The 16,124-nt window shown below is 48.7% G+C and carries 27 protein-coding genes; 1 reads left to right on the top strand and 26 read right to left on the bottom strand.

Features of this window, described 5'->3' with window-relative positions:
• Positions 1–3: 3 nt before the first annotated feature.
• The 23 genes from PEH01S_RS03415 to PEH01S_RS03305 all read right to left on the bottom strand — a co-directional run bounded on the left by PEH01S_RS03415 (position 4) and on the right by PEH01S_RS03305 (position 13,704).
• On the bottom strand, positions 4–1,503 hold the full coding sequence (locus tag PEH01S_RS03415) for a recombinase family protein (protein WP_127483966.1): 1,500 nt from the start codon (positions 1,501–1,503) through the stop codon (positions 4–6).
• A gap of 146 nt (positions 1,504–1,649) precedes the next feature.
• Entirely contained in the window at positions 1,650–2,126 is a 477-nt protein-coding gene (locus PEH01S_RS03410) for an ArpU family phage packaging/lysis transcriptional regulator (RefSeq protein WP_127483965.1), read from the bottom strand.
• Between the two features lie 48 nt (positions 2,127–2,174).
• The gene (locus PEH01S_RS03405; RefSeq protein ID WP_127483964.1) at positions 2,175–2,834 is read right to left on the bottom strand and encodes a hypothetical protein; all 660 of its coding nucleotides are present in this window, start codon (positions 2,832–2,834) and stop codon (positions 2,175–2,177) included.
• A 2-nt stretch (positions 2,835–2,836) separates the two neighbouring features.
• The gene (locus tag PEH01S_RS03400) at positions 2,837–3,355 is read right to left on the bottom strand and encodes a crossover junction endodeoxyribonuclease RuvC (protein WP_127483963.1); all 519 of its coding nucleotides are present in this window, start codon (positions 3,353–3,355) and stop codon (positions 2,837–2,839) included.
• Between the two features lie 205 nt (positions 3,356–3,560).
• Positions 3,561–3,791 (bottom strand): hypothetical protein, encoded by a 231-nt coding sequence (locus PEH01S_RS03395; protein ID WP_127483962.1) that lies wholly within the window; start codon positions 3,789–3,791, stop codon positions 3,561–3,563.
• Positions 3,792–3,795: 4 nt separating this feature from the next.
• Positions 3,796–3,984, bottom strand: coding sequence for a hypothetical protein (locus tag PEH01S_RS03390; protein WP_127483961.1), 189 nt, complete (start codon positions 3,982–3,984; stop codon positions 3,796–3,798).
• A gap of 186 nt (positions 3,985–4,170) precedes the next feature.
• Positions 4,171–4,473, bottom strand: coding sequence for a hypothetical protein (locus PEH01S_RS03385; protein WP_127483960.1), 303 nt, complete (start codon positions 4,471–4,473; stop codon positions 4,171–4,173).
• Between the two features lie 11 nt (positions 4,474–4,484).
• Entirely contained in the window at positions 4,485–4,907 is a 423-nt protein-coding gene (locus tag PEH01S_RS03380) for a hypothetical protein (protein WP_127483959.1), read from the bottom strand.
• Positions 4,904–5,083, bottom strand: a complete 180-nt coding sequence (locus tag PEH01S_RS03375; protein WP_127483958.1) for a hypothetical protein — start codon at positions 5,081–5,083, stop codon at positions 4,904–4,906. The genes PEH01S_RS03380 and PEH01S_RS03375 overlap by 4 nt, the downstream gene beginning before the upstream one ends.
• 3 nt (positions 5,084–5,086) lie before the next feature.
• Positions 5,087–5,521 (bottom strand): YopX family protein, encoded by a 435-nt coding sequence (locus PEH01S_RS03370; RefSeq protein ID WP_127483957.1) that lies wholly within the window; start codon positions 5,519–5,521, stop codon positions 5,087–5,089.
• Positions 5,522–5,748: 227 nt separating this feature from the next.
• Positions 5,749–6,819, bottom strand: coding sequence for a phosphoadenosine phosphosulfate reductase domain-containing protein (locus PEH01S_RS03365; protein WP_127483956.1), 1,071 nt, complete (start codon positions 6,817–6,819; stop codon positions 5,749–5,751).
• A gap of 26 nt (positions 6,820–6,845) precedes the next feature.
• Entirely contained in the window at positions 6,846–7,601 is a 756-nt protein-coding gene (locus tag PEH01S_RS03360; protein WP_127483955.1) for a DNA cytosine methyltransferase, read from the bottom strand.
• A 40-nt stretch (positions 7,602–7,641) separates the two neighbouring features.
• Entirely contained in the window at positions 7,642–7,836 is a 195-nt protein-coding gene (locus PEH01S_RS03355) for a hypothetical protein (RefSeq protein WP_127483954.1), read from the bottom strand.
• Positions 7,837–7,841: 5 nt separating this feature from the next.
• A complete protein-coding gene (locus PEH01S_RS03350; protein WP_127483953.1) occupies positions 7,842–8,288 on the bottom strand; it encodes a hypothetical protein in 447 nt (148 codons plus the stop codon).
• Positions 8,289–8,293: 5 nt separating this feature from the next.
• On the bottom strand, positions 8,294–8,683 hold the full coding sequence (locus PEH01S_RS03345; protein WP_127483952.1) for a hypothetical protein: 390 nt from the start codon (positions 8,681–8,683) through the stop codon (positions 8,294–8,296).
• Entirely contained in the window at positions 8,673–8,951 is a 279-nt protein-coding gene (locus PEH01S_RS03340; RefSeq protein WP_025850924.1) for a hypothetical protein, read from the bottom strand. The genes PEH01S_RS03345 and PEH01S_RS03340 overlap by 11 nt, the downstream gene beginning before the upstream one ends.
• Entirely contained in the window at positions 8,926–10,287 is a 1,362-nt protein-coding gene (locus PEH01S_RS03335) for a replicative DNA helicase (protein ID WP_127483951.1), read from the bottom strand. The genes PEH01S_RS03340 and PEH01S_RS03335 overlap by 26 nt, the downstream gene beginning before the upstream one ends.
• Positions 10,268–11,083, bottom strand: coding sequence for a conserved phage C-terminal domain-containing protein (locus PEH01S_RS03330; RefSeq protein ID WP_127483950.1), 816 nt, complete (start codon positions 11,081–11,083; stop codon positions 10,268–10,270). The genes PEH01S_RS03335 and PEH01S_RS03330 overlap by 20 nt, the downstream gene beginning before the upstream one ends.
• Positions 11,084–11,099: 16 nt before the next feature.
• Entirely contained in the window at positions 11,100–11,543 is a 444-nt protein-coding gene (locus tag PEH01S_RS03325) for a hypothetical protein (protein ID WP_127483949.1), read from the bottom strand.
• A 3-nt stretch (positions 11,544–11,546) separates the two neighbouring features.
• Complete coding sequence (locus PEH01S_RS03320) at positions 11,547–12,350, bottom strand: PD-(D/E)XK nuclease-like domain-containing protein (RefSeq protein WP_127483948.1); 804 nt, start codon at positions 12,348–12,350, stop codon at positions 11,547–11,549.
• Positions 12,334–13,218, bottom strand: coding sequence for a hypothetical protein (locus PEH01S_RS03315; protein ID WP_127483947.1), 885 nt, complete (start codon positions 13,216–13,218; stop codon positions 12,334–12,336). Before PEH01S_RS03315 ends, PEH01S_RS03320 begins: the two co-directional genes overlap by 17 nt.
• Complete coding sequence (locus PEH01S_RS03310) at positions 13,208–13,435, bottom strand: hypothetical protein (RefSeq protein ID WP_127483946.1); 228 nt, start codon at positions 13,433–13,435, stop codon at positions 13,208–13,210. Before PEH01S_RS03310 ends, PEH01S_RS03315 begins: the two co-directional genes overlap by 11 nt.
• Positions 13,436–13,449: 14 nt before the next feature.
• Complete coding sequence (locus tag PEH01S_RS03305) at positions 13,450–13,704, bottom strand: DUF7667 family protein (protein ID WP_127483945.1); 255 nt, start codon at positions 13,702–13,704, stop codon at positions 13,450–13,452.
• 476 nt (positions 13,705–14,180) lie between these two features.
• Between PEH01S_RS03305 and PEH01S_RS03300 the strand changes: the two genes are divergently transcribed.
• Positions 14,181–14,447 (top strand): hypothetical protein, encoded by a 267-nt coding sequence (locus tag PEH01S_RS03300; protein WP_025853206.1) that lies wholly within the window; start codon positions 14,181–14,183, stop codon positions 14,445–14,447.
• Between the two features lie 119 nt (positions 14,448–14,566).
• Here PEH01S_RS03300 and PEH01S_RS03295 read toward each other — a convergent pair whose 3' ends face one another.
• Genes PEH01S_RS03295 through PEH01S_RS03285 form a run of 3 tightly spaced genes read right to left on the bottom strand, consistent with a single transcriptional unit; the run spans position 14,567 to position 15,881 of the window.
• Positions 14,567–15,361: a phage antirepressor KilAC domain-containing protein gene (locus PEH01S_RS03295; RefSeq protein ID WP_127483944.1), complete on the bottom strand. Its 795-nt coding sequence runs from the start codon at positions 15,359–15,361 to the stop codon at positions 14,567–14,569.
• Positions 15,354–15,608, bottom strand: a complete 255-nt coding sequence (locus PEH01S_RS03290) for a hypothetical protein (RefSeq protein WP_025853215.1) — start codon at positions 15,606–15,608, stop codon at positions 15,354–15,356. Before PEH01S_RS03290 ends, PEH01S_RS03295 begins: the two co-directional genes overlap by 8 nt.
• Before the next feature lie 45 nt (positions 15,609–15,653).
• Positions 15,654–15,881: a helix-turn-helix domain-containing protein gene (locus PEH01S_RS03285; RefSeq protein WP_025853214.1), complete on the bottom strand. Its 228-nt coding sequence runs from the start codon at positions 15,879–15,881 to the stop codon at positions 15,654–15,656.
• Positions 15,882–16,124 lie beyond the last annotated feature (243 nt).

Here is a 16,124-nt window from a genome sequence, read left to right as displayed (position 1 = left end):
TAGCTAAAAAGAATAGATATCGATCCGATCTTTGAAAACTTGTACTTCTCGAACTACCATACGGATAAGTTCCTTTTTGTCATCAAAAGTTAGAGCATCTTTCTTCTCCAAATAATGCTTTACCGCATCTTGTGCCGTCACCCTACTGAACTCTATTTTTTTTGATCGATCTAAAATTTCCTGTATGTTTGCAAGCTTATCGTTAAGTGCATTCTCCTTATCAGACAATTCCCTTAGCTGCTCTCGAACCTCGTTCTGGCCGCTTTCGTCGATGTCTTCGGACGCGAACAGTTTAACCAGTCGCTTTCTTGCAAGGCGGACATTATCTATTTCTTGTTTTATTCGGTCATACTCTACTTCTTCTAACATCTTCTGTTCCCGCTGTTCCTCTTCAAATTCATCTGCCCCGCCAGCGGAAAGGAACTTTGAAACTCTTTCCCATACTTGCTCGTCCAACATGTCGCAGCGGATGCGCATTCCACATCCTTTGTTCTTGGCTCCAGATGTATTTTTTTTATCAGTATATTCAAACACAGTTTTGCCCCAGTTTCTTGACTTCCGTCCGGTCATCGTATTTCCGCAGATTCCACAACGCATCAATCCTGAAAGTAAATATTGATTTAAAGAAGCTTTGGCAAACCTCCGTTTGGAGTCTGCTATCAATTTTTGCGCGTGTTCAAACTGATAATCGCTAATAATTCTAGGGCATTCGGTGCGTATCCATTCTTCTTTAGGACGCAATCGCATTTGTATCTTATCTTCTGGCGGTCGTTGTTTATTTCCGTGCATACCTTCTGTATCCCATTTGTTTTGGTAAAACTCACCAGTATAAGTGCGATTCATTAAAATCTGCCGTACTACTTGTCTATGCCATACTTTTCCTCCGCGTTTGGTCGGCACACCTGATTCGGTTAGGTATTTAGCAATACCGTTAATACCTTCTGCTAAGTTATTAGGCTGGGTGAATAAATCGAATATTAACTTGACGATTGCAGCTTCTGCTTGGTTTATAAATAACTGTTCTGTTTCACGGTCAAAAGAGTAGCCGTATATCCTAAAATCACGGAGTACACGGCCCTGACGCGCTTTTTCCCTCCTTCCTCTACTCGTGCGTTCGTTAATTTTCGCTTTCTCGTACTCCGAAATAGCCCCTCGCATTTGGTAAAATAGACGGCCTTCGGGTGTTTTTGCATACTCACCATTCACGAATTCGATAGTTGCTTTTTTTTCAATCTCTTCGGTAATAATGAGCTGGTTCATAAGATTTCTGCTCCAGCGGTCAGCATCAAATACAATGACTTTTTTTATGATGCCGTCTCTTACGTCTTGGCGCAGCCGTTCAAGTCCGGGTCGGGCCAAGAACTCGCCCGAATACCCATCGTCTATATATTCCCGGATATCAGCCGTCCCGGCCTTTTTCCTGCATTGTCTGATCTGATCTTGGAGACTGTATCCATGCTTCGCTTGCTCTTCCGTCGAGACTCTCGCGTATATTGCAATCAATGTGCTCCCTCCTAAATTTTTCTAATAAATAACTATAGCACTGACGGCGTATTTTGTCATTAGAGTCTCCGATAATAAAGTTTATATGCATCTTAGTATCACACTCCCCATATCGAGGATATGCGGATACAGCTTGTTCGATTGCCTTATTCGTCAAGGTTGGTCGCTCCTTTCTCCACGGCAATATCAAGAATGAACGCGAGCTTGTAAAAGGCCTTCCAACGTATCTTGGTATACTTTCTCTCGCTGATCGGTGGCTGAAACTTAAATCCGTATACGTTGTAGTCCGTGATGTAATCTGCATCTTCGGAGAGGTAGCGTTCTCTGATCAAGAATCGTTCCATCGGCGGCAGCTTGGAGACGGCCCGCTCGACCCGTTCGCAGTACCTCTTTCGATATTCCCGGGCATCCACGTTGTGCGTGGCAATACTGGCCGTTTGGTCGCTGATTCTTCCAGAGGAGCCGCCTTCCCGAAGCTCATAGCTGGCCGTGATGGTGGCCTCTCTTTCTTCAAAAGTCAAATACTTGTACAGGCGGTATTTTTCCAGCGCCTCCTCAACGGCCTTCTGTGTGCGCCTCCGATCTAATTCAGGTAGGAAATCAAAAGAAAGCTGCTTTCCCATGGTTCACCTCTGTTTGGAGGATTGCCCCGCCGAAGCGGGGCGCTATGCTTAAAACGGTAGGTCGTCGTCGCTAACTGGCTGTTCTTCCTTTGCCTCGGCCTCTGCTTGTGCTGCTGCTTCGGCTTCCGCCTTGGCCTGCTCCTCTTTCTCCTTTTTCGTCAGGCGTCTGGAACGGCCTTTTCCGGTGCTGGGAGCCTCTTCTGGCTTGGCCTCCTCCTGCGGTTGTTCATGGCCTTCTGCGGATTCCTGTGGCGTCTCCTGCTGCTCCTTGGGCACTTGCTCGCCTGCTTGCTCCTCCACTTCGCCAGCTTCATCGATCGTCATTTGATCCTCGTCGTCTTCTCCATCCTCGATATTGTGGTCGCCCTCGTAAAACTCATCGATGCTCATTTGCGCCGGTTGTAGCGAGAGCTGTACCGTTCTGCCGGACATGGAGTAGATTTTCCCGGCTGCCGCATCGTTCACGTCGCCCCGAATGCGGAACTGGCTGACAAAGCCTTGATGTGTCTTCTTGTGCTCGAAAAAGTCCCCATTGAAGTTACCAATGCCGCAGCCCTCCAGCGCCATGACAACTATGCTTCCGCTCATCCGATAGAGCAATTCGCCTTTGCCCTCTGTGTCTTCGCCCTTGAAGGTGAATTTCATGACTTGGTGCTTGCTGTTCTTCTTCATTTCGGTAAAGTCGATGTTCAAAGTGATTGGTTTCATGGTTAATTCGCCCCTTTGATCATTGGTTTGATTGCTTCAATTTGGTATTTTGGCAGATCGTCCATGTCAATATGGCCGGTTCTGATGCCGTGAACGACGCGCATGATTTGCGCCAAAACGAATGCATCCCGGATATTGTCACTCCGATTCTCGAAGCCCCAGCGCTTGTAAATTGGCATGATCATATTTTCCTTCTTGGTGTTTCCCTTGCCCGTAGCGAATTTTTTCACGGTAGATGGGGCCGCTTCAATGTATGAGGTTTGACGCCGGAACAATGCCATCCGAAGCCCCCATCCAATGCCGCCGAGCTGTATAGCTTGCTGTGATGCGAAGCCGAATCCCTCTATGCAAATGGCATCCTCCGGCCTAACATGAGCGACAACCTCATCTATCAGCGTAGTCATGCGCTTAGGGTCAAAATTGCCTACCCCGGTTAGCTCCTTCTGGACGACTACTTTCCCGCTTTCATCCAGCGCCACGAATCCTGTCTTGGTGCTTGGGTCAATCCCGACGTATCTCATTTCCAATCATCCTCCATGTTTACCCGGCTCCATGGTATCCGGTGTGAAATTCTGTGGTACGCTTTGCGATCTTCGTACGTGATTCTCTTTTTGTAGTAGTCCATAGTTTCGGACCGTATCTCCTGATAGTGGGGTTCACACAACGGTATGAGCGCCCATGTTTTGGTTGCATCCTCAGCCGGTCCAGAGTAGCAATACTGACATTTCATTCGATGCTCACCTCGTGTATGCCGTCCCATTCTTCGCGGATGCGTTTTGCCCGATCTATCACGGCATTTCGTTGTTTTGGCTGTAGTTCGATCTCCATTGCCTCGATGAAATGCTTCTCGGCCAGTTTGTAGGCCCTTGTATGGAGAATGTTCATTTCCTCGACAAACTGTTTCGGAGACATCTTGAGCAGTCGCTTTTGGTAGGACCTGATTGTATCGCGGTTCATCCCCTCACCCTTTCTCTTGGGATACCGGATCGGATGTCTCGCTTCCTCCGCTCTCCTCAAAAAATCCGTCTTTCTTTTTGTGAGTGTCACACGCATCAACTTTTACTGGAGCAAGACTTTCGCCGTCTCTTGCAAATACATATCCACTTACAGTTGCTTCTTTCTCGCATTTTCTGTAATCGCATTTAGCCATGTTCATTTACCTCCGCTCTCTGGCTTCAATATCAACTTCAGAGCTTCACTTGCAGCCCTTGCGGATTCCCTGTCTGTACTGTAGTCTCTGATTGATTTCAGTGTTTCGATGGCTATTTCTAACCATGACTTTTCTTTCATCCATATACACCGCCTATTCCTTGTATTTCTGTATCAAATCTGTCCATTACCAATCGTTTCGCTCGCGGACAATCGCAAGCTGCTCGTCAGTCAATTCGACTTCCACCGGATCATAATTCCGCTTAATAAAATCAACATCGTTGCTCATAGGCAGCGCAGCTACAAATTTATAAAAGTCCTCAATATCCGACTCATCCGGCTTGGATAAATCATTACGGATAATCAGCGTAGCGTCCGAAAGAACCAGGGTATCCAGCCACTCATCGTCCCAATCGCCGCACTCGATCCCGTCACACAAATAGCGACCTTCCTTGTTTTTAGCCTTGAAAGCAATTGCACTTACTCCCATCTAAATCCCTCCTATTCAGTTTCTTGTGATGCTAACCGGAAAATGATCCATTCGCCGATATCGATTTTGCGTTGCGCCTCTTCGACCGTAACTGCTCTGTGGGAAGCATCCGGGTATACGACATGAACTTTCCCAGTTTCATAGCCATCGAAATCACGGTGCCAAGAGATCAACATTTTTCCCAATCTGGTGCTTCTGACGAACTCGCAGCCGTCAATATCCTCGATTTGAAATGTCATTGGTTTCAATTTGGATCCTCCTAGTCTCTCCGATTTTTCCTTCCGCTTCAGTTCAGCCCCCAGCGCCTCCATCTCAGCTTTAAGGTTGTCGTATGCCTTCCATGCTTCGGCAGCGCTGACTTCGGCCTTAATTAATCTTTCTTGCAGCGAATAACGCTCTTCTTCCCATCCGTTCTGTTGTTCTGTATAGGTCATTGGCTTTTGGCCTCCTCTACCTTTTGGAGTGAAGATGGTTCGTAATATGCGGAGAACCAACAATCTGGCCAGTGTACTTTCAACTTCTTGCCTGACTTCGATAGACCGCGCACTTCTCCAACGCCATAATTTTCATATTTCGCATGCCGCACCTTGTCGCCCTCTTTCAAGATCATTGATCAAGCCCTCCCTGCCAGCAGTTCCGGGTATTCGTAGATGTTGCCGATGACTTCAAGCAAACTATCGTGTTCATCGACATAATGATCAAGAGGAAACGTGAGATTACGGACTAATACACATTCGCTTCTTATTACTTTGGCTCCGAATTTAGCCCTATTTTCCATCCACACAATTTGGTAAGTGGTTTCCCCACGTCTGGTTACATCCCCTTCATAAATTTCCTGCCCGTTCGGGTATTCCTTGGTTCGCTTGCTGTCTCGTAGTCCGATGTATTGGCCTACTGTTTCGGGATCAACCTTATACCAAAACTCTGTACAAAAAAATTCACTATCCCATTCCACTATTTTTCCGACAATTACGTCATTACCTATCAGATATCCGTAAACCCATTCATCGTTATCGATTCGCTTGCCGCGAAACTTAATTTCTCGCACCGTTCCATTCCTCCCTCAAGTTATCTTTCATCCGTTTTTCCATTTCATCGAACCGTTTTGAAATGTGGTCTATTCTCATATCATCGCATCTTTGGCACCAATGCGCCGTTCTTTCCGTGCCTGCTTCATTTTCACAATTTCCTTCATGTTGACCGAAGCCAATGCATCGCATCCGTTCCATTCCTCCCATGGGGAGAAGGCTTATTGACCTTCTCCGGTTATCGAATTCATTCACACAATCCGTACTGGCTGGAGCAAACAGGCACATTGTCAAACTCTATTGCCTTGATCAAGTCATACTGTTTGCCGCCATGTGCTGTTTTCGACCATTCCACCCAATCGTATATATTTTTTTTGTCATCAGACGCAAGGGCCGGAAGGAAAGAACTATTCTGAAGTTTGGATGCTGCGGAAACGATTCTTTCCCACTCTGCTATGCGTTCAATTTCTTCTGGGAACCGTCTTGATATTTCAAATAACTCGTCTTTGTTAACATTGATGCAAGGCATACATCCCACCCTCCCCATTCCCTGAAGGTATAACGGGTTGGGTTCAATCCCATGCTTCTTATGCATTGCAAAAACATCCCTTGCACTCCATTGAAGAAGTGGCCTATATATTTCATACCCTTCTGGCGTCATTTCCCGTTCCTGGAGCTTTGCCCTTGCCGGGCTTTCTGCGGCACGGACTCCTTGCCAACTGACAACATGATAGCCTTGTTCAAGAAGCGGAGCGTAAACCTCGTCAAAGATCGGATATGCCTTTAGGTATTGGGTACAGAAGCGAACTTTTGTTGATGGAAACCTACTCTTCCATATGCAAAGGTCTAAGAATGGGTTGCCTGTTGGCTTTAGGTGATCAATGGCCCGCTGGGTAGCCGCTTCCGCCTCTTCTGGGGTCATTCCCTTTCTTCCCGGTACCCATTCCCAACCATAAACACCACGGTACGACTTGCTAGGATCAGGTGGTTCGCTAGTAGGCATTTCAGCCTCTTCAGAATCTAGTTCGAACGTCGGCATCCAACAGCCCGGAACATCTTGCTGTAATTTTTTCGGCCAATGTTTCCGGACATACTCAGCCTTTTTTGCGATTCGCTCTGTAAAGTCAGGCTTAATTCGTTTTACTGGCCCGAGTTCTTTTTCGAGATAGTTTATATATTGATATGTGATATGGTGCTCGTTTCCAGTATCGCAGAACACTGGAAGCACCTCGATTCCTAGTTCCTTTACAGCACAAATCCACATCGCTGTACTATCCTTGCCGCCTGAAACGGTTAGGACGTTCACGGTTTGCTTCATCCGGTATCATCCTCTCCTCAATAGGCTTATTGACCTTCTCCGGTATCCTTCAATAGATCATCGATCTGTTTTATGGCCGCTAAGATGGGGTATACCTGGTATGGATTCACCGCGTTGCCTAAGGCTTTAACACGGTCCACCCCGTTGGGAAGCCCATGAAGGCTTCGGCATAATCTGGATTCAAATGTGTTAAATCGTCCTTCATTTTCCTGAAACGACTTGCTAATTTGTCCGATCTGTAAGCTGGACTTCCCCAGTATCTGTTTCGTGCGACACCTTTCCATTCCGAAGCTACCAGAGTGGGCCACAACGAATACCCTGTCTCTTCGGTGAAAGGCTCCGACAGCTGCAGCTGGAATAACAAACGATTGCCAGGTGTAGCCGTGACGCTCCAAGTCAGTAAGCACACCATCGAGGCCCAATGTGATGTTTCCAGTAACATTTTCGCGCAATACCCAGCGGGGTCTGATGGTTTCCAATAAGCGGTCAACTTCCGGCCAGAGGAAACGGTCATCTTCCTCGCCTTGTCGCTCCCCGGAATGACTGTAAGGTTGGCAAGGGTCTCCTGAGAGAACAATGTCAATTGTCCCGATTCCATCGGCATCTAACCTCTCTTTCGTGAGTGTACATACATCGTCGTATATGGGGACATTCGGCCAGTGTTTACGTAGCACTCTTTGGCAAAATGGCTCCCGTTCGCAGAAGGCTACAGTTTCAATGCCTGCCCATTCGCAAGCCAGATCAATACCGCCTATTCCGCTGAATAGGCTGAGTGCCTTCATCTGGTATCATCCTCTCCTCAAAATAGTGTCAACTGCCTTCCTAAACTAAAAAGTGATAGCCTTCAACAACTTCCGCTGCCTTCTGTTCTCTCGTTTCCCCGGTAAAAACAAGCGCCGTCTCCGATATACGGCCCCAACTGTCGTATTCCACCTTTACCAACTTGACAGGACCGTTACCCCAATCCTTTTCTTCGTATCCAAGCACCCTTGTTACATAGGCGTCTAGAAGGTTCATCCGTTTCATCCTCTCCTTGGGCCTAAACTGAGTTCGTAATCACGATACGTGAACAATTCGCCGGCATATTCTTCGATCAATTTTTCAACTTTGATTTTCTTTGCAAACATACCCCTGAATACATAGCATTTTTTCAATGATTCAACGTCATTGACGGTCACAGAGATGATTTCCTCGTTCAGAACTTTCTCTGCTTCTCTTCGTCCGCCATGCCAGTATTGTCCATTGCAATGAATGACTTCTCCGTTTTCCAGTGTGATGTCAAACTCACGTCCGCCGAATGCCTTGAACCCTGAATTTGGCGCTTCATAATAGAGCAGATTCATGAAAGTTCCAGATTCATCCATGCCAATGAGTAAATCACCGTATTTTCTATAGGTCAGTTGAAGTGAATCTCTTAAAACAAGCGCTTTTTCGCTGTTGAACTTCACCAGTGCTAGCAACTCGCTCATTCGTTTCATCCTCTCCTTGGGGAGCTAGGCTCCCCGGCTTTCAACTGCTTCCTGTAATTTGCGGCCCATTGCCTGCCTTCGCGGGTGTAATCAACCTTGTTATGACACGTTCCGCTATTCACGGACGGGCCGCAGAGCATCGCTATGTCTTGTGCCGTCGTTTCATCGCAATTCCGTCTGCGGATCAAATGAGCAGCTTCTAGGCCCCATCTGCGCCCCGTTGGATCGAAGCACCCGGCAGCCCATCCGCACCATTCGCAACGTCCCTGTGAGCGCGCTGCGGCCTCGTCGTACACCTCTTTCGTAATGCGTCCGCGTTCCTTTGCCGTCTTTTTGGAGCGCCCATGCTGCGGCTTGGGGGCCGGATTCCACTCGTTTGCGAGGTTACGCGCCATTGCTCGTGCCTCCCGGGTCGTCTATCTCCCATCCCAATTGCCGATATACCTTGCGCAGTCCGGGGAACATGCGAGCCATTTCGGAGCGCCGATACCTCCGCACATGCTCGGATGTCCGTTCATATACGGCTATTTTCTTTTCCCGTTCACGCTTGGTTGTATTGTCGGCCAGCGGGTCAGCGAGCGGTCCGGCCAGTTCCGCAGCCGTGGTAATCAGCCAGTCAAGCGCCTTTTTGTACTGCTCATCGTTTTCGATTCGTTTTCCCATTTGCAGCAGACTCCTTTTTGTCCAAGTCCTTGAACGTCTGCACCCATCCTTGGAAGAGATAGCGGAATCGGTTCGTGCCGATGTTCCGGCCCTTCGCAATCGTGGATTGGATCACCTTGCCCCCGGACTCCGTATCGTTGGGGTCGTGCCAAAGGAATTCAACCACGTCCGCGTCCTGCTCAATGGCCCCGGACTCCCGGAGGTGGGACAGCAGCGGTTCGCCTGCCGTCTCGCTCTCCCGTTTCATCTGCGAGAGCATGACGAATACGCAATCGAACTGCCGTGCCATCTGCTTCGCTGCGCCGGTCACCCGGCCTATTGCTTGGTCCCGCTGTTCGCCCTTCTGCTGCACAATCCGCATGATCTGGAGATAGTCCACGAAGATAGCAGCTATCTTGCCGTGCTTCCGCTCGAACCGCCTTGCAATGGACCGCACTTCCTCTATCGTGATTGCAGCTTTGTCCATGATGAACAATGGCAAGCCTGCAAGCTCGTCATACGCTTTGTTGATCCGTTCCCATTCCTCGGGTTCGAAACCACCCTCGCCGCCCTTGCTGATAATCCGGTTGTAGGAGATGCCGGACATGTTGGATATCAGCCGGTCCGTCAGCTCTTTCTCGCCCATCTCCTGCGAGAAGAAGAGCACGCAACCGGCATCCTTCATGTTTTTCAATACTCCGTCAACTGCTCGCTTCTGCCGGGCAATGCCGAGCGCCATTTGCAGCGCCTTTGCCGTTTTCCCTACGGATGGTCTCCCGGCCAGTACATACAGCCACCCCCGCCACATCGACGCCCATTGGTCAAACTTGCCAAAGCCGGAAAGGAATTTCGCTGCTTTCGACTTCAAATGCTCGATATATTCGTCGCGGGCCTCTGCAAAGCTCCGCATGAGCGCCAGCCGCCCTGGTCGCAAGGAGTCCACAACAGCCTCAAGCGCCGAGAAATATTCCTCGTCCGTCTCGTAGTCTTCATGGGACATGGTCGCAATCTTGTGTCCGGCCTCCGCCCCGCGCCGCCTGAACGCCATCGACCGAAGCAGGTTTGCGTAGTATTCCACGTTGGCCGCCGATGCTACGTTTGCAACGAGTCCAGACAAGTAGGACACGCCGCCGTATTCCTCCAACTTCCCCCGCTTGTGGAAATGCTCCGCAATAGAGGCAATCTCCACGGGCCGGTCCTGATCGTACAGCCAGCGCATGACCTGAAAAATCATCCGATTCCGGGACGATACAAAATCCCTTGGCTCTAGAAAAGCAACTTCGTCCAGAACATCGGCCCGCAGCAGCACCGACCCGAGCACGTACCGTTCCGCCTCGTCAACTCCAATCGAATTCATTCGGGTCGTTCCCCTCCTCAATCCATTGTTGGAAAGCGACGTCCTTATCTCGAGAGTTTGCAACGGTTGCCTTTTTGTCGCTCGGCATTCGTTCATTTAAATAGTTTTCAAAATTAGAAGGCCGAAATAATGTACTTGGCCGCAAATATTGCTCCATATCACCGTTCCCCAACCACTGGGAGCACTTCACGTCGATCACGTATAAAAAATCATCAAGGGTCCTACCCTCTGCCAACCTGCCGTTGATTAGATCACGATTACTCTTTACCTTGGGAGAAAATCTCTTGCCGGTTTTCATGTTGAGATAATCGATAATCTCGACATATATATTTTTATTTAAATCTTTCTTTAAATACTTTATTTCTTGGGGGTCAAATCCACCCTCTCCAGAGAGGTCAGATTCACCCCCTCCAGAGAGGTCAAAATAACCCTCTCCAAATTCGATTTGAGAGGTCAAATTCGCCCTCTCCAGACCTTTGCCAGAGTCGCGCATTTCGATCACCCAATCATTGTAATTTTGATTAATTCCAATCCTCCGGGCCTGCTTATTCGTTTGCTGTTGTGTAACTAGGAGCACCCTTGCATCCAGCAAGCCGTTTAGTTCGCGCCGCACGTTTCGTCCGTCCATCCCCGTTGCTTGCGCTAGAAACGATATGGCGAAATCGTGGTCGTCCCGATGGAATCCGTACGTGTACCGCCATATTACGAGGAGAATAGAGAACTGCGCAGCCGAAAATTTAAAGCGCGGTGCAACCTCCAATATGCTGTTCGGTACCTGTGTGAACTCACTGGACACTCCACACCACCCGCGCTTATTCGGTTGTCAATGAGCCAATATATTCGCCAATCTTCCCGGCAAGCTCCAAACGGTGGTCAAAATTTCGTACATCCCGGTCGCCGTCTTTGTTCCATTCCTTGACGATTTCAAGGATTCCGCCTCTCAAATTGTCACGTTCGCCTCTCATTTCCTTAAAATTTCTCATTTCTTTCCTTTTGATTAACTTCCATAGCGATTTTTTTTCATACCTCAACTCACTAAGTAGTCGTGATAAACTTGTGTTATCGTTATCACATGTTTCAAACATCTTGGTTGCAATTTTTCCCTTTAACACTTCAATTCGCGCTTGGGATCGTTTAATCTCTGCGTATAAATCATCATCATTGTTGAAGCACTCGGCAAGAGTAGCCTTTAGTTGCTCATTCTCATGTTTCAATTTTTCGTAAGTCTCAAAGGGAATTATCGCCATATCGCTCATATGCTACCTCCCGATTAAGTCCGTATAGTGGACAATTTGATTTAGCTGTTTTGTGGCCCGGCAGTAGTCGCAGCGCTCGCAGCGCGTCGGCTCCACCATGCCGGACTTAACCTCTATAATCCGCTGCATGTTGCTTCGGATGCCGTCCAGCTCCCGCTCGATGTCGTACGCCTTGAAGCCGATCACCGCTTTGTCCGGGCGCTCTTCCTTCGACACGGCGACGATGATAGGTTCAATCCATCCGTCACGGCCAGCATGCAGGCGCTCGATCTCCGCATATAGCGCCATCTGCGTTAGGTATCCCATTGCCTCGACAAAGCTGACGTAACCAAGTCCGGGGTGCCATATTTCCTTATGGATGCGGTCCGTGGTCTTGATGTCCGCAAAACGGTTGTTCTCGACGTTGTAGCAGTCCATTTTGATCTTCCACGGGGCACCCGCGAATTCGGCCGTCATGATGACTTCCTTCCGGCCTTGCAACACGAACATGCAGAGCGGATCGTTTTCGATAGTCTCGATCATGGTGTTTGCATACCGGAATTCGGCTTTAAGCTCGCCTTTCGTCGCGCCCCGGCTGGATATGATCTCCGGGTGTGAGGCCTTGAACAGTTCGAAAGCTTCCGGCCCTTCAAAGTAGGCGTGAACGTACGAGCCAACAAGCATAGCGACCGAATGTTCCCGCTGCCACTCCCCCCGCAGGTAGGCCATGGACTCGGCCTCGCATTCGAGGAATCCTTTGTACTGGGAATTGCTCATATAGTACCGGTCAGCCTCAAGGGAATGATAATTCTCATTTGTCAGCTGCATTGCCGTCGCCGTCTCCCTTCTTCTTGGCTCCGGCCTTCTGCTGCTCGGCAAATTGGGCGGCTGCCTCGGATTCGAAATCAGCGGAGGTTTTCATGGTGAAGTAGTCCTCGCGCTTCGCCATGCCGTCCCGCAGCGCCCTCCAAACACCGCTCAGTCGCAGAAAGTCGTTTTCTGTGAAGGATTCCGCAGCGCAGCCGAGATATTTTTCGATCATGTCCGTTGTGACACCATACTTTTCCTTGAACTGGTGCAATGCCTCTCTGATCCGATCCGAGAGCGGTTTGTCGTACCCCTCCTTGAGCGTCTTCCGGCATCGCTCCAGCGCAGCGTCAACAATGTCGCCGGGGATTACACCGAGGATGCAGGCCCGCACTCTTCTGGCCCCCAGGTTTGCTACCATCTCGTACACGTCCCGCGAGTCTTCAAGCTTCTTAATCGTTTTTCCAGCCGTGCGCTCATGACGGACGGTAAACCGCATAGAACGGCGCGTATTTGTCTCGATATCCCACGCATACGCTTCGACAAGCGACGATCCGGGGCGCTGCTCCAGCTCATTTACGCCGTAGTCGATATTGCCCCAGCATTGCGCGAGCACTTCGGCCAGCCGGATAGACGGGCCGTTTATCTTTGATCCACCGCGTGGGAATTCGTATTCAGCTTCCACAGCAAGCGTTTTGCGCTGACATGCCGTCATGATCCTGCTGAATGCCGCCTTTTCGTCGCGCGGGAACTGCTTAGCCATGAAGATAGCAGCCTTGACTTCCTCGGATTGCCGTGTCTTGGACGCCTCGATAGAAACGGAAGGCTGCGGCGATGCTGCGGGCATAAAGCCGTTGAAGTCCGGGCCGGATTCGTTTTCAAAGACCATTTGCTGATACCCCTTTCGGAAAGTGTTCGTTCAGAAAGTCCCGCAGCTCTTCGATTTTTGCGCGACCGTTGATCGTGATGCTATGAGCTGGGAGGTATACCCCGTCTTCGACGCCGTCGTCTTCAAAAATCTTGAGCGTTTGTGTGCTTGGAATGGCAACTATCATGTGGGCCGAATCCAGAACTACCGATTCGTATCTTGGCTTCACGGGTTTCATTGTTCATCAACCTTTCATTTGCATTTTGCTTCAAGCTCGTCGATTTTCGCGCAAATATCCTGCTGCCAATCCATGTCGCCCATCTGGTGAGCGTGAAAGGCGAGGGCTTTCAAAGAATCAAGCCGGGCGATGAAATCCAAATTCACGGTCAGGCAATGCAATAGTTCTTGCTGCTCCCGGCCAGAGAGAGTTAGAAACCCGCCTCCCCGCTGCGCCTCAAGAGTCAATTCGGCCATACGACGGTGTACAGGGTGGACAAGTGCATTCATCCTATCAAGCCTCCTGTCTGTTCTGGAGATACCGTTCAAATTGAGCGTGGTATAGTTTGTTGGCAATTCGCGCTACTCTCGGGCTTGCCATGTGCGCCAATTCCCGCAGCGTAGCGCAGTTCATGAGCCGCTTTTGTTGGGTCACTGTTGACCGCCTCCATTCTTAACGTAGTCCCATCTTCGACATTCAACTCTGCGTGATCTGTATTTTCGGAGATAAGCAGCATTTCGCCAAAGCTTGAGATAGTTGCGTGGCTCTAACCGCTGCTTTTCCCGCATGAGTTTCAAGCATATATAGCGGGTGTCAAGATCAACGTCCGGGTCAACGGCCATCTCGTATAGATCGATCATCCTGATATGAAGCATGATAAGTACCTCCGTGATCGAACAAAGGTTCCCAATTCTCTTTTTTCCTTAATCTGCTAAACTGGTAGTTGTCCAGACTGACCAAATCTTACAAATAAGGAGAGATAAAGATGTCTTTAAAGGATATTGATCAAATTGCCGCTCATCTTTCCGTTGACTTAGATGAGCAGTATCGTGAAGAACTTCGATGTGCATTGTATGAGCATGATCCGTTTTTAGTTGAAATGGGGTTTGTGAATAAAGATGATCCGATGCCAAACCCGACTATCGAAGATAAATTGCGAATTGTCAGCCTCCAGCTAAAAAAACACTCGGAGCGGTTTACTGTTGAATTAATCAAACGTCTCTTTTCCGACCAAACCACAGACCATTCTTGATTAGCCACCGATGCCGAAGGCGGTCAATTTCCAATTCTCTTTCAAATGATTCCCTAGAAGCCGCCAAATCCGTGGCTTCTTTCTCATTTTGCAATGTAGAAATCTCTTCCCGTACAACCTCACGAATGCGCTGTTCGTCCATTTTGGCCAACGACCTCCTCGCGTTCGATCACCGGCAGAATACCGCGACGGGACTTCAAAAGTTCGTAGATGAACAGCCGACCCTTCTGTGTCCAATAGGTATGCATTCTGCTGCGTTCGTCGTCAATAACCTGCGTCCGGCTTTGCGTATATCCCTTGTCAGCAAACCGTTGATACAGCAGCCAGCAATCGCCTTGTTTAAACTGCACACCAAGATCATGAAGGAGTGCATTCATAGACTTGGCCGACATTCCGTAGTCTTTGGCTATCTTGCTGATTGCCAGCACCGATTTGTTTTGCAGGATCAAATCATAGTACGTGGCCTTCGGTTGAAGTTCGCTGATGATCTGGTCCTTCTGTGCGCTTTGGAGCCGCAGCGATTCGTTTTTCTCCGCCAAGTCCGCTGCCATTCGTAGAGCTTCCGGCAGGGTTTGCGGTACAGTAGGAGCTTGCAAAGCTTCACGCATCCGCTTGAATTCTTCCAGAAAACGGACTTTCATTCTCATTGCTTCCGGCGTCACATACGACATAGCGACGATTGCAAATGCGTCTTCGGTTAGGTTTATTTTGGGGTAAGCTCTACCGCGGTCATTTGTATAAGTTGACTCCGCAAAGTTGCGGAGTGAAAATTCCATTTCGCCAGCCGCATGAAGTTTTTCAATTTGCTTTCTTACATCGCGAAGAACATCGTCGTGCTGCTTCCCAAACACTTCCGCTACCGTCAGGCTATCCGTAACTGGACAGTTGTTTTCAATGAACACAAGTTTATTCATTTGGAACCTCCTCGCGGATATATTCGAGGGCTGCAAGCTCTGCTTCAAGGCTCTTTCGTTCAATGATGACAGCGTCATAATCGGCTTTGAATTGCTTGATACGCTCCAAACAACGGTCGTCGATTGGTTTTTGAATCTCGGGGAATAGCCGCTTCATCAGTTCACGTTTTTCCAATAAAAATCTAATGCGGCTTTTCAATTCAATAATCTTAAACATGTCCATATTCAGGGATTTTCCGGTCTCCATGGCATACCTCCTCATATTTGGTATTAGATTAACCGGGATGAGCTACTACAAGTAGCCAGCTTGTCGCATAAGCTCCTCATATGGAACTTCTAGTGCCAAGGCAAGGCTTTTTATATTTTCCGGTTTCGGAACCCCCCTCTTACCGTTCTCGATTCGAGAAATTTGGGCGGCACTCATACCCGATGTTTCAGAAAGCTGGACAATGTTTAATCCTTTTTCAATTCGCTTATCCTTGAGGTAAGAACCGAAATTCGTCGGGGTGCTGCACTCCATTAGCTGACACCTCCTTTCATTTTCCCTTGAGGTAAATTTACCTTGTGGGAAAATAATAACCCGAATTTCCCCAAAGGTAAACCAGCAAAAAACCTTGTATTTAGGCGTCTTTTCGTGTATTAGTTCAAATTTCCCAACTGGTAAATGTTTATCTTAAAATTCCTTTACCTCGCGGTAAATTTGGTGTATATTTATTACTTGGGACAGTTAATAAAAGTAAATTTCAGTTTCTCGGCATCGGTA

This window comes from Paenibacillus ehimensis NBRC 15659 (assembly GCF_004000785.1).
Lineage (GTDB): Bacteria > Bacillota > Bacilli > Paenibacillales > NBRC-103111 > Paenibacillus_G > Paenibacillus_G ehimensis.
This window is presented reverse-complemented; position numbering and strand designations above follow the sequence as displayed.

Bases quoted from the DNA above. Each gene is read 5' to 3' on its own strand.
- PEH01S_RS03410 (WP_127483965.1), bottom strand. From the start codon at position 2,126: ATGGGAAAGCAGCTTTCTTTTGATTTCCTACCTGAATTAGATCGGAGG.
- PEH01S_RS03405 (WP_127483964.1), bottom strand. From the start codon at position 2,834: ATGAAACCAATCACTTTGAACATCGACTTTACCGAAATGAAGAAGAAC.
- PEH01S_RS03400 (WP_127483963.1), bottom strand. From the start codon at position 3,355: ATGAGATACGTCGGGATTGACCCAAGCACCAAGACAGGATTCGTGGCG.
- PEH01S_RS03395 (WP_127483962.1), bottom strand. From the start codon at position 3,791: ATGAACCGCGATACAATCAGGTCCTACCAAAAGCGACTGCTCAAGATG.
- PEH01S_RS03390 (WP_127483961.1), bottom strand. From the start codon at position 3,984: ATGGCTAAATGCGATTACAGAAAATGCGAGAAAGAAGCAACTGTAAGT.
- PEH01S_RS03385 (WP_127483960.1), bottom strand. From the start codon at position 4,473: ATGGGAGTAAGTGCAATTGCTTTCAAGGCTAAAAACAAGGAAGGTCGC.
- PEH01S_RS03380 (WP_127483959.1), bottom strand. From the start codon at position 4,907: ATGACCTATACAGAACAACAGAACGGATGGGAAGAAGAGCGTTATTCG.
- PEH01S_RS03375 (WP_127483958.1), bottom strand. From the start codon at position 5,083: ATGATCTTGAAAGAGGGCGACAAGGTGCGGCATGCGAAATATGAAAAT.
- PEH01S_RS03365 (WP_127483956.1), bottom strand. From the start codon at position 6,819: ATGAAGCAAACCGTGAACGTCCTAACCGTTTCAGGCGGCAAGGATAGT.
- PEH01S_RS03360 (WP_127483955.1), bottom strand. From the start codon at position 7,601: ATGAAGGCACTCAGCCTATTCAGCGGAATAGGCGGTATTGATCTGGCT.
- PEH01S_RS03355 (WP_127483954.1), bottom strand. From the start codon at position 7,836: ATGAACCTTCTAGACGCCTATGTAACAAGGGTGCTTGGATACGAAGAA.
- PEH01S_RS03350 (WP_127483953.1), bottom strand. From the start codon at position 8,288: ATGAGCGAGTTGCTAGCACTGGTGAAGTTCAACAGCGAAAAAGCGCTT.
- PEH01S_RS03345 (WP_127483952.1), bottom strand. From the start codon at position 8,683: ATGGCGCGTAACCTCGCAAACGAGTGGAATCCGGCCCCCAAGCCGCAG.
- PEH01S_RS03340 (WP_025850924.1), bottom strand. From the start codon at position 8,951: ATGGGAAAACGAATCGAAAACGATGAGCAGTACAAAAAGGCGCTTGAC.
- PEH01S_RS03335 (WP_127483951.1), bottom strand. From the start codon at position 10,287: ATGAATTCGATTGGAGTTGACGAGGCGGAACGGTACGTGCTCGGGTCG.
- PEH01S_RS03325 (WP_127483949.1), bottom strand. From the start codon at position 11,543: ATGAGCGATATGGCGATAATTCCCTTTGAGACTTACGAAAAATTGAAA.
- PEH01S_RS03320 (WP_127483948.1), bottom strand. From the start codon at position 12,350: ATGCAGCTGACAAATGAGAATTATCATTCCCTTGAGGCTGACCGGTAC.
- PEH01S_RS03315 (WP_127483947.1), bottom strand. From the start codon at position 13,218: ATGGTCTTTGAAAACGAATCCGGCCCGGACTTCAACGGCTTTATGCCC.
- PEH01S_RS03310 (WP_127483946.1), bottom strand. From the start codon at position 13,435: ATGAAACCCGTGAAGCCAAGATACGAATCGGTAGTTCTGGATTCGGCC.
- PEH01S_RS03305 (WP_127483945.1), bottom strand. From the start codon at position 13,704: ATGAATGCACTTGTCCACCCTGTACACCGTCGTATGGCCGAATTGACT.
- PEH01S_RS03300 (WP_025853206.1), top strand. From the start codon at position 14,181: ATGTCTTTAAAGGATATTGATCAAATTGCCGCTCATCTTTCCGTTGAC.
- PEH01S_RS03295 (WP_127483944.1), bottom strand. From the start codon at position 15,361: ATGAATAAACTTGTGTTCATTGAAAACAACTGTCCAGTTACGGATAGC.
- PEH01S_RS03290 (WP_025853215.1), bottom strand. From the start codon at position 15,608: ATGGAGACCGGAAAATCCCTGAATATGGACATGTTTAAGATTATTGAA.
- PEH01S_RS03285 (WP_025853214.1), bottom strand. From the start codon at position 15,881: ATGGAGTGCAGCACCCCGACGAATTTCGGTTCTTACCTCAAGGATAAG.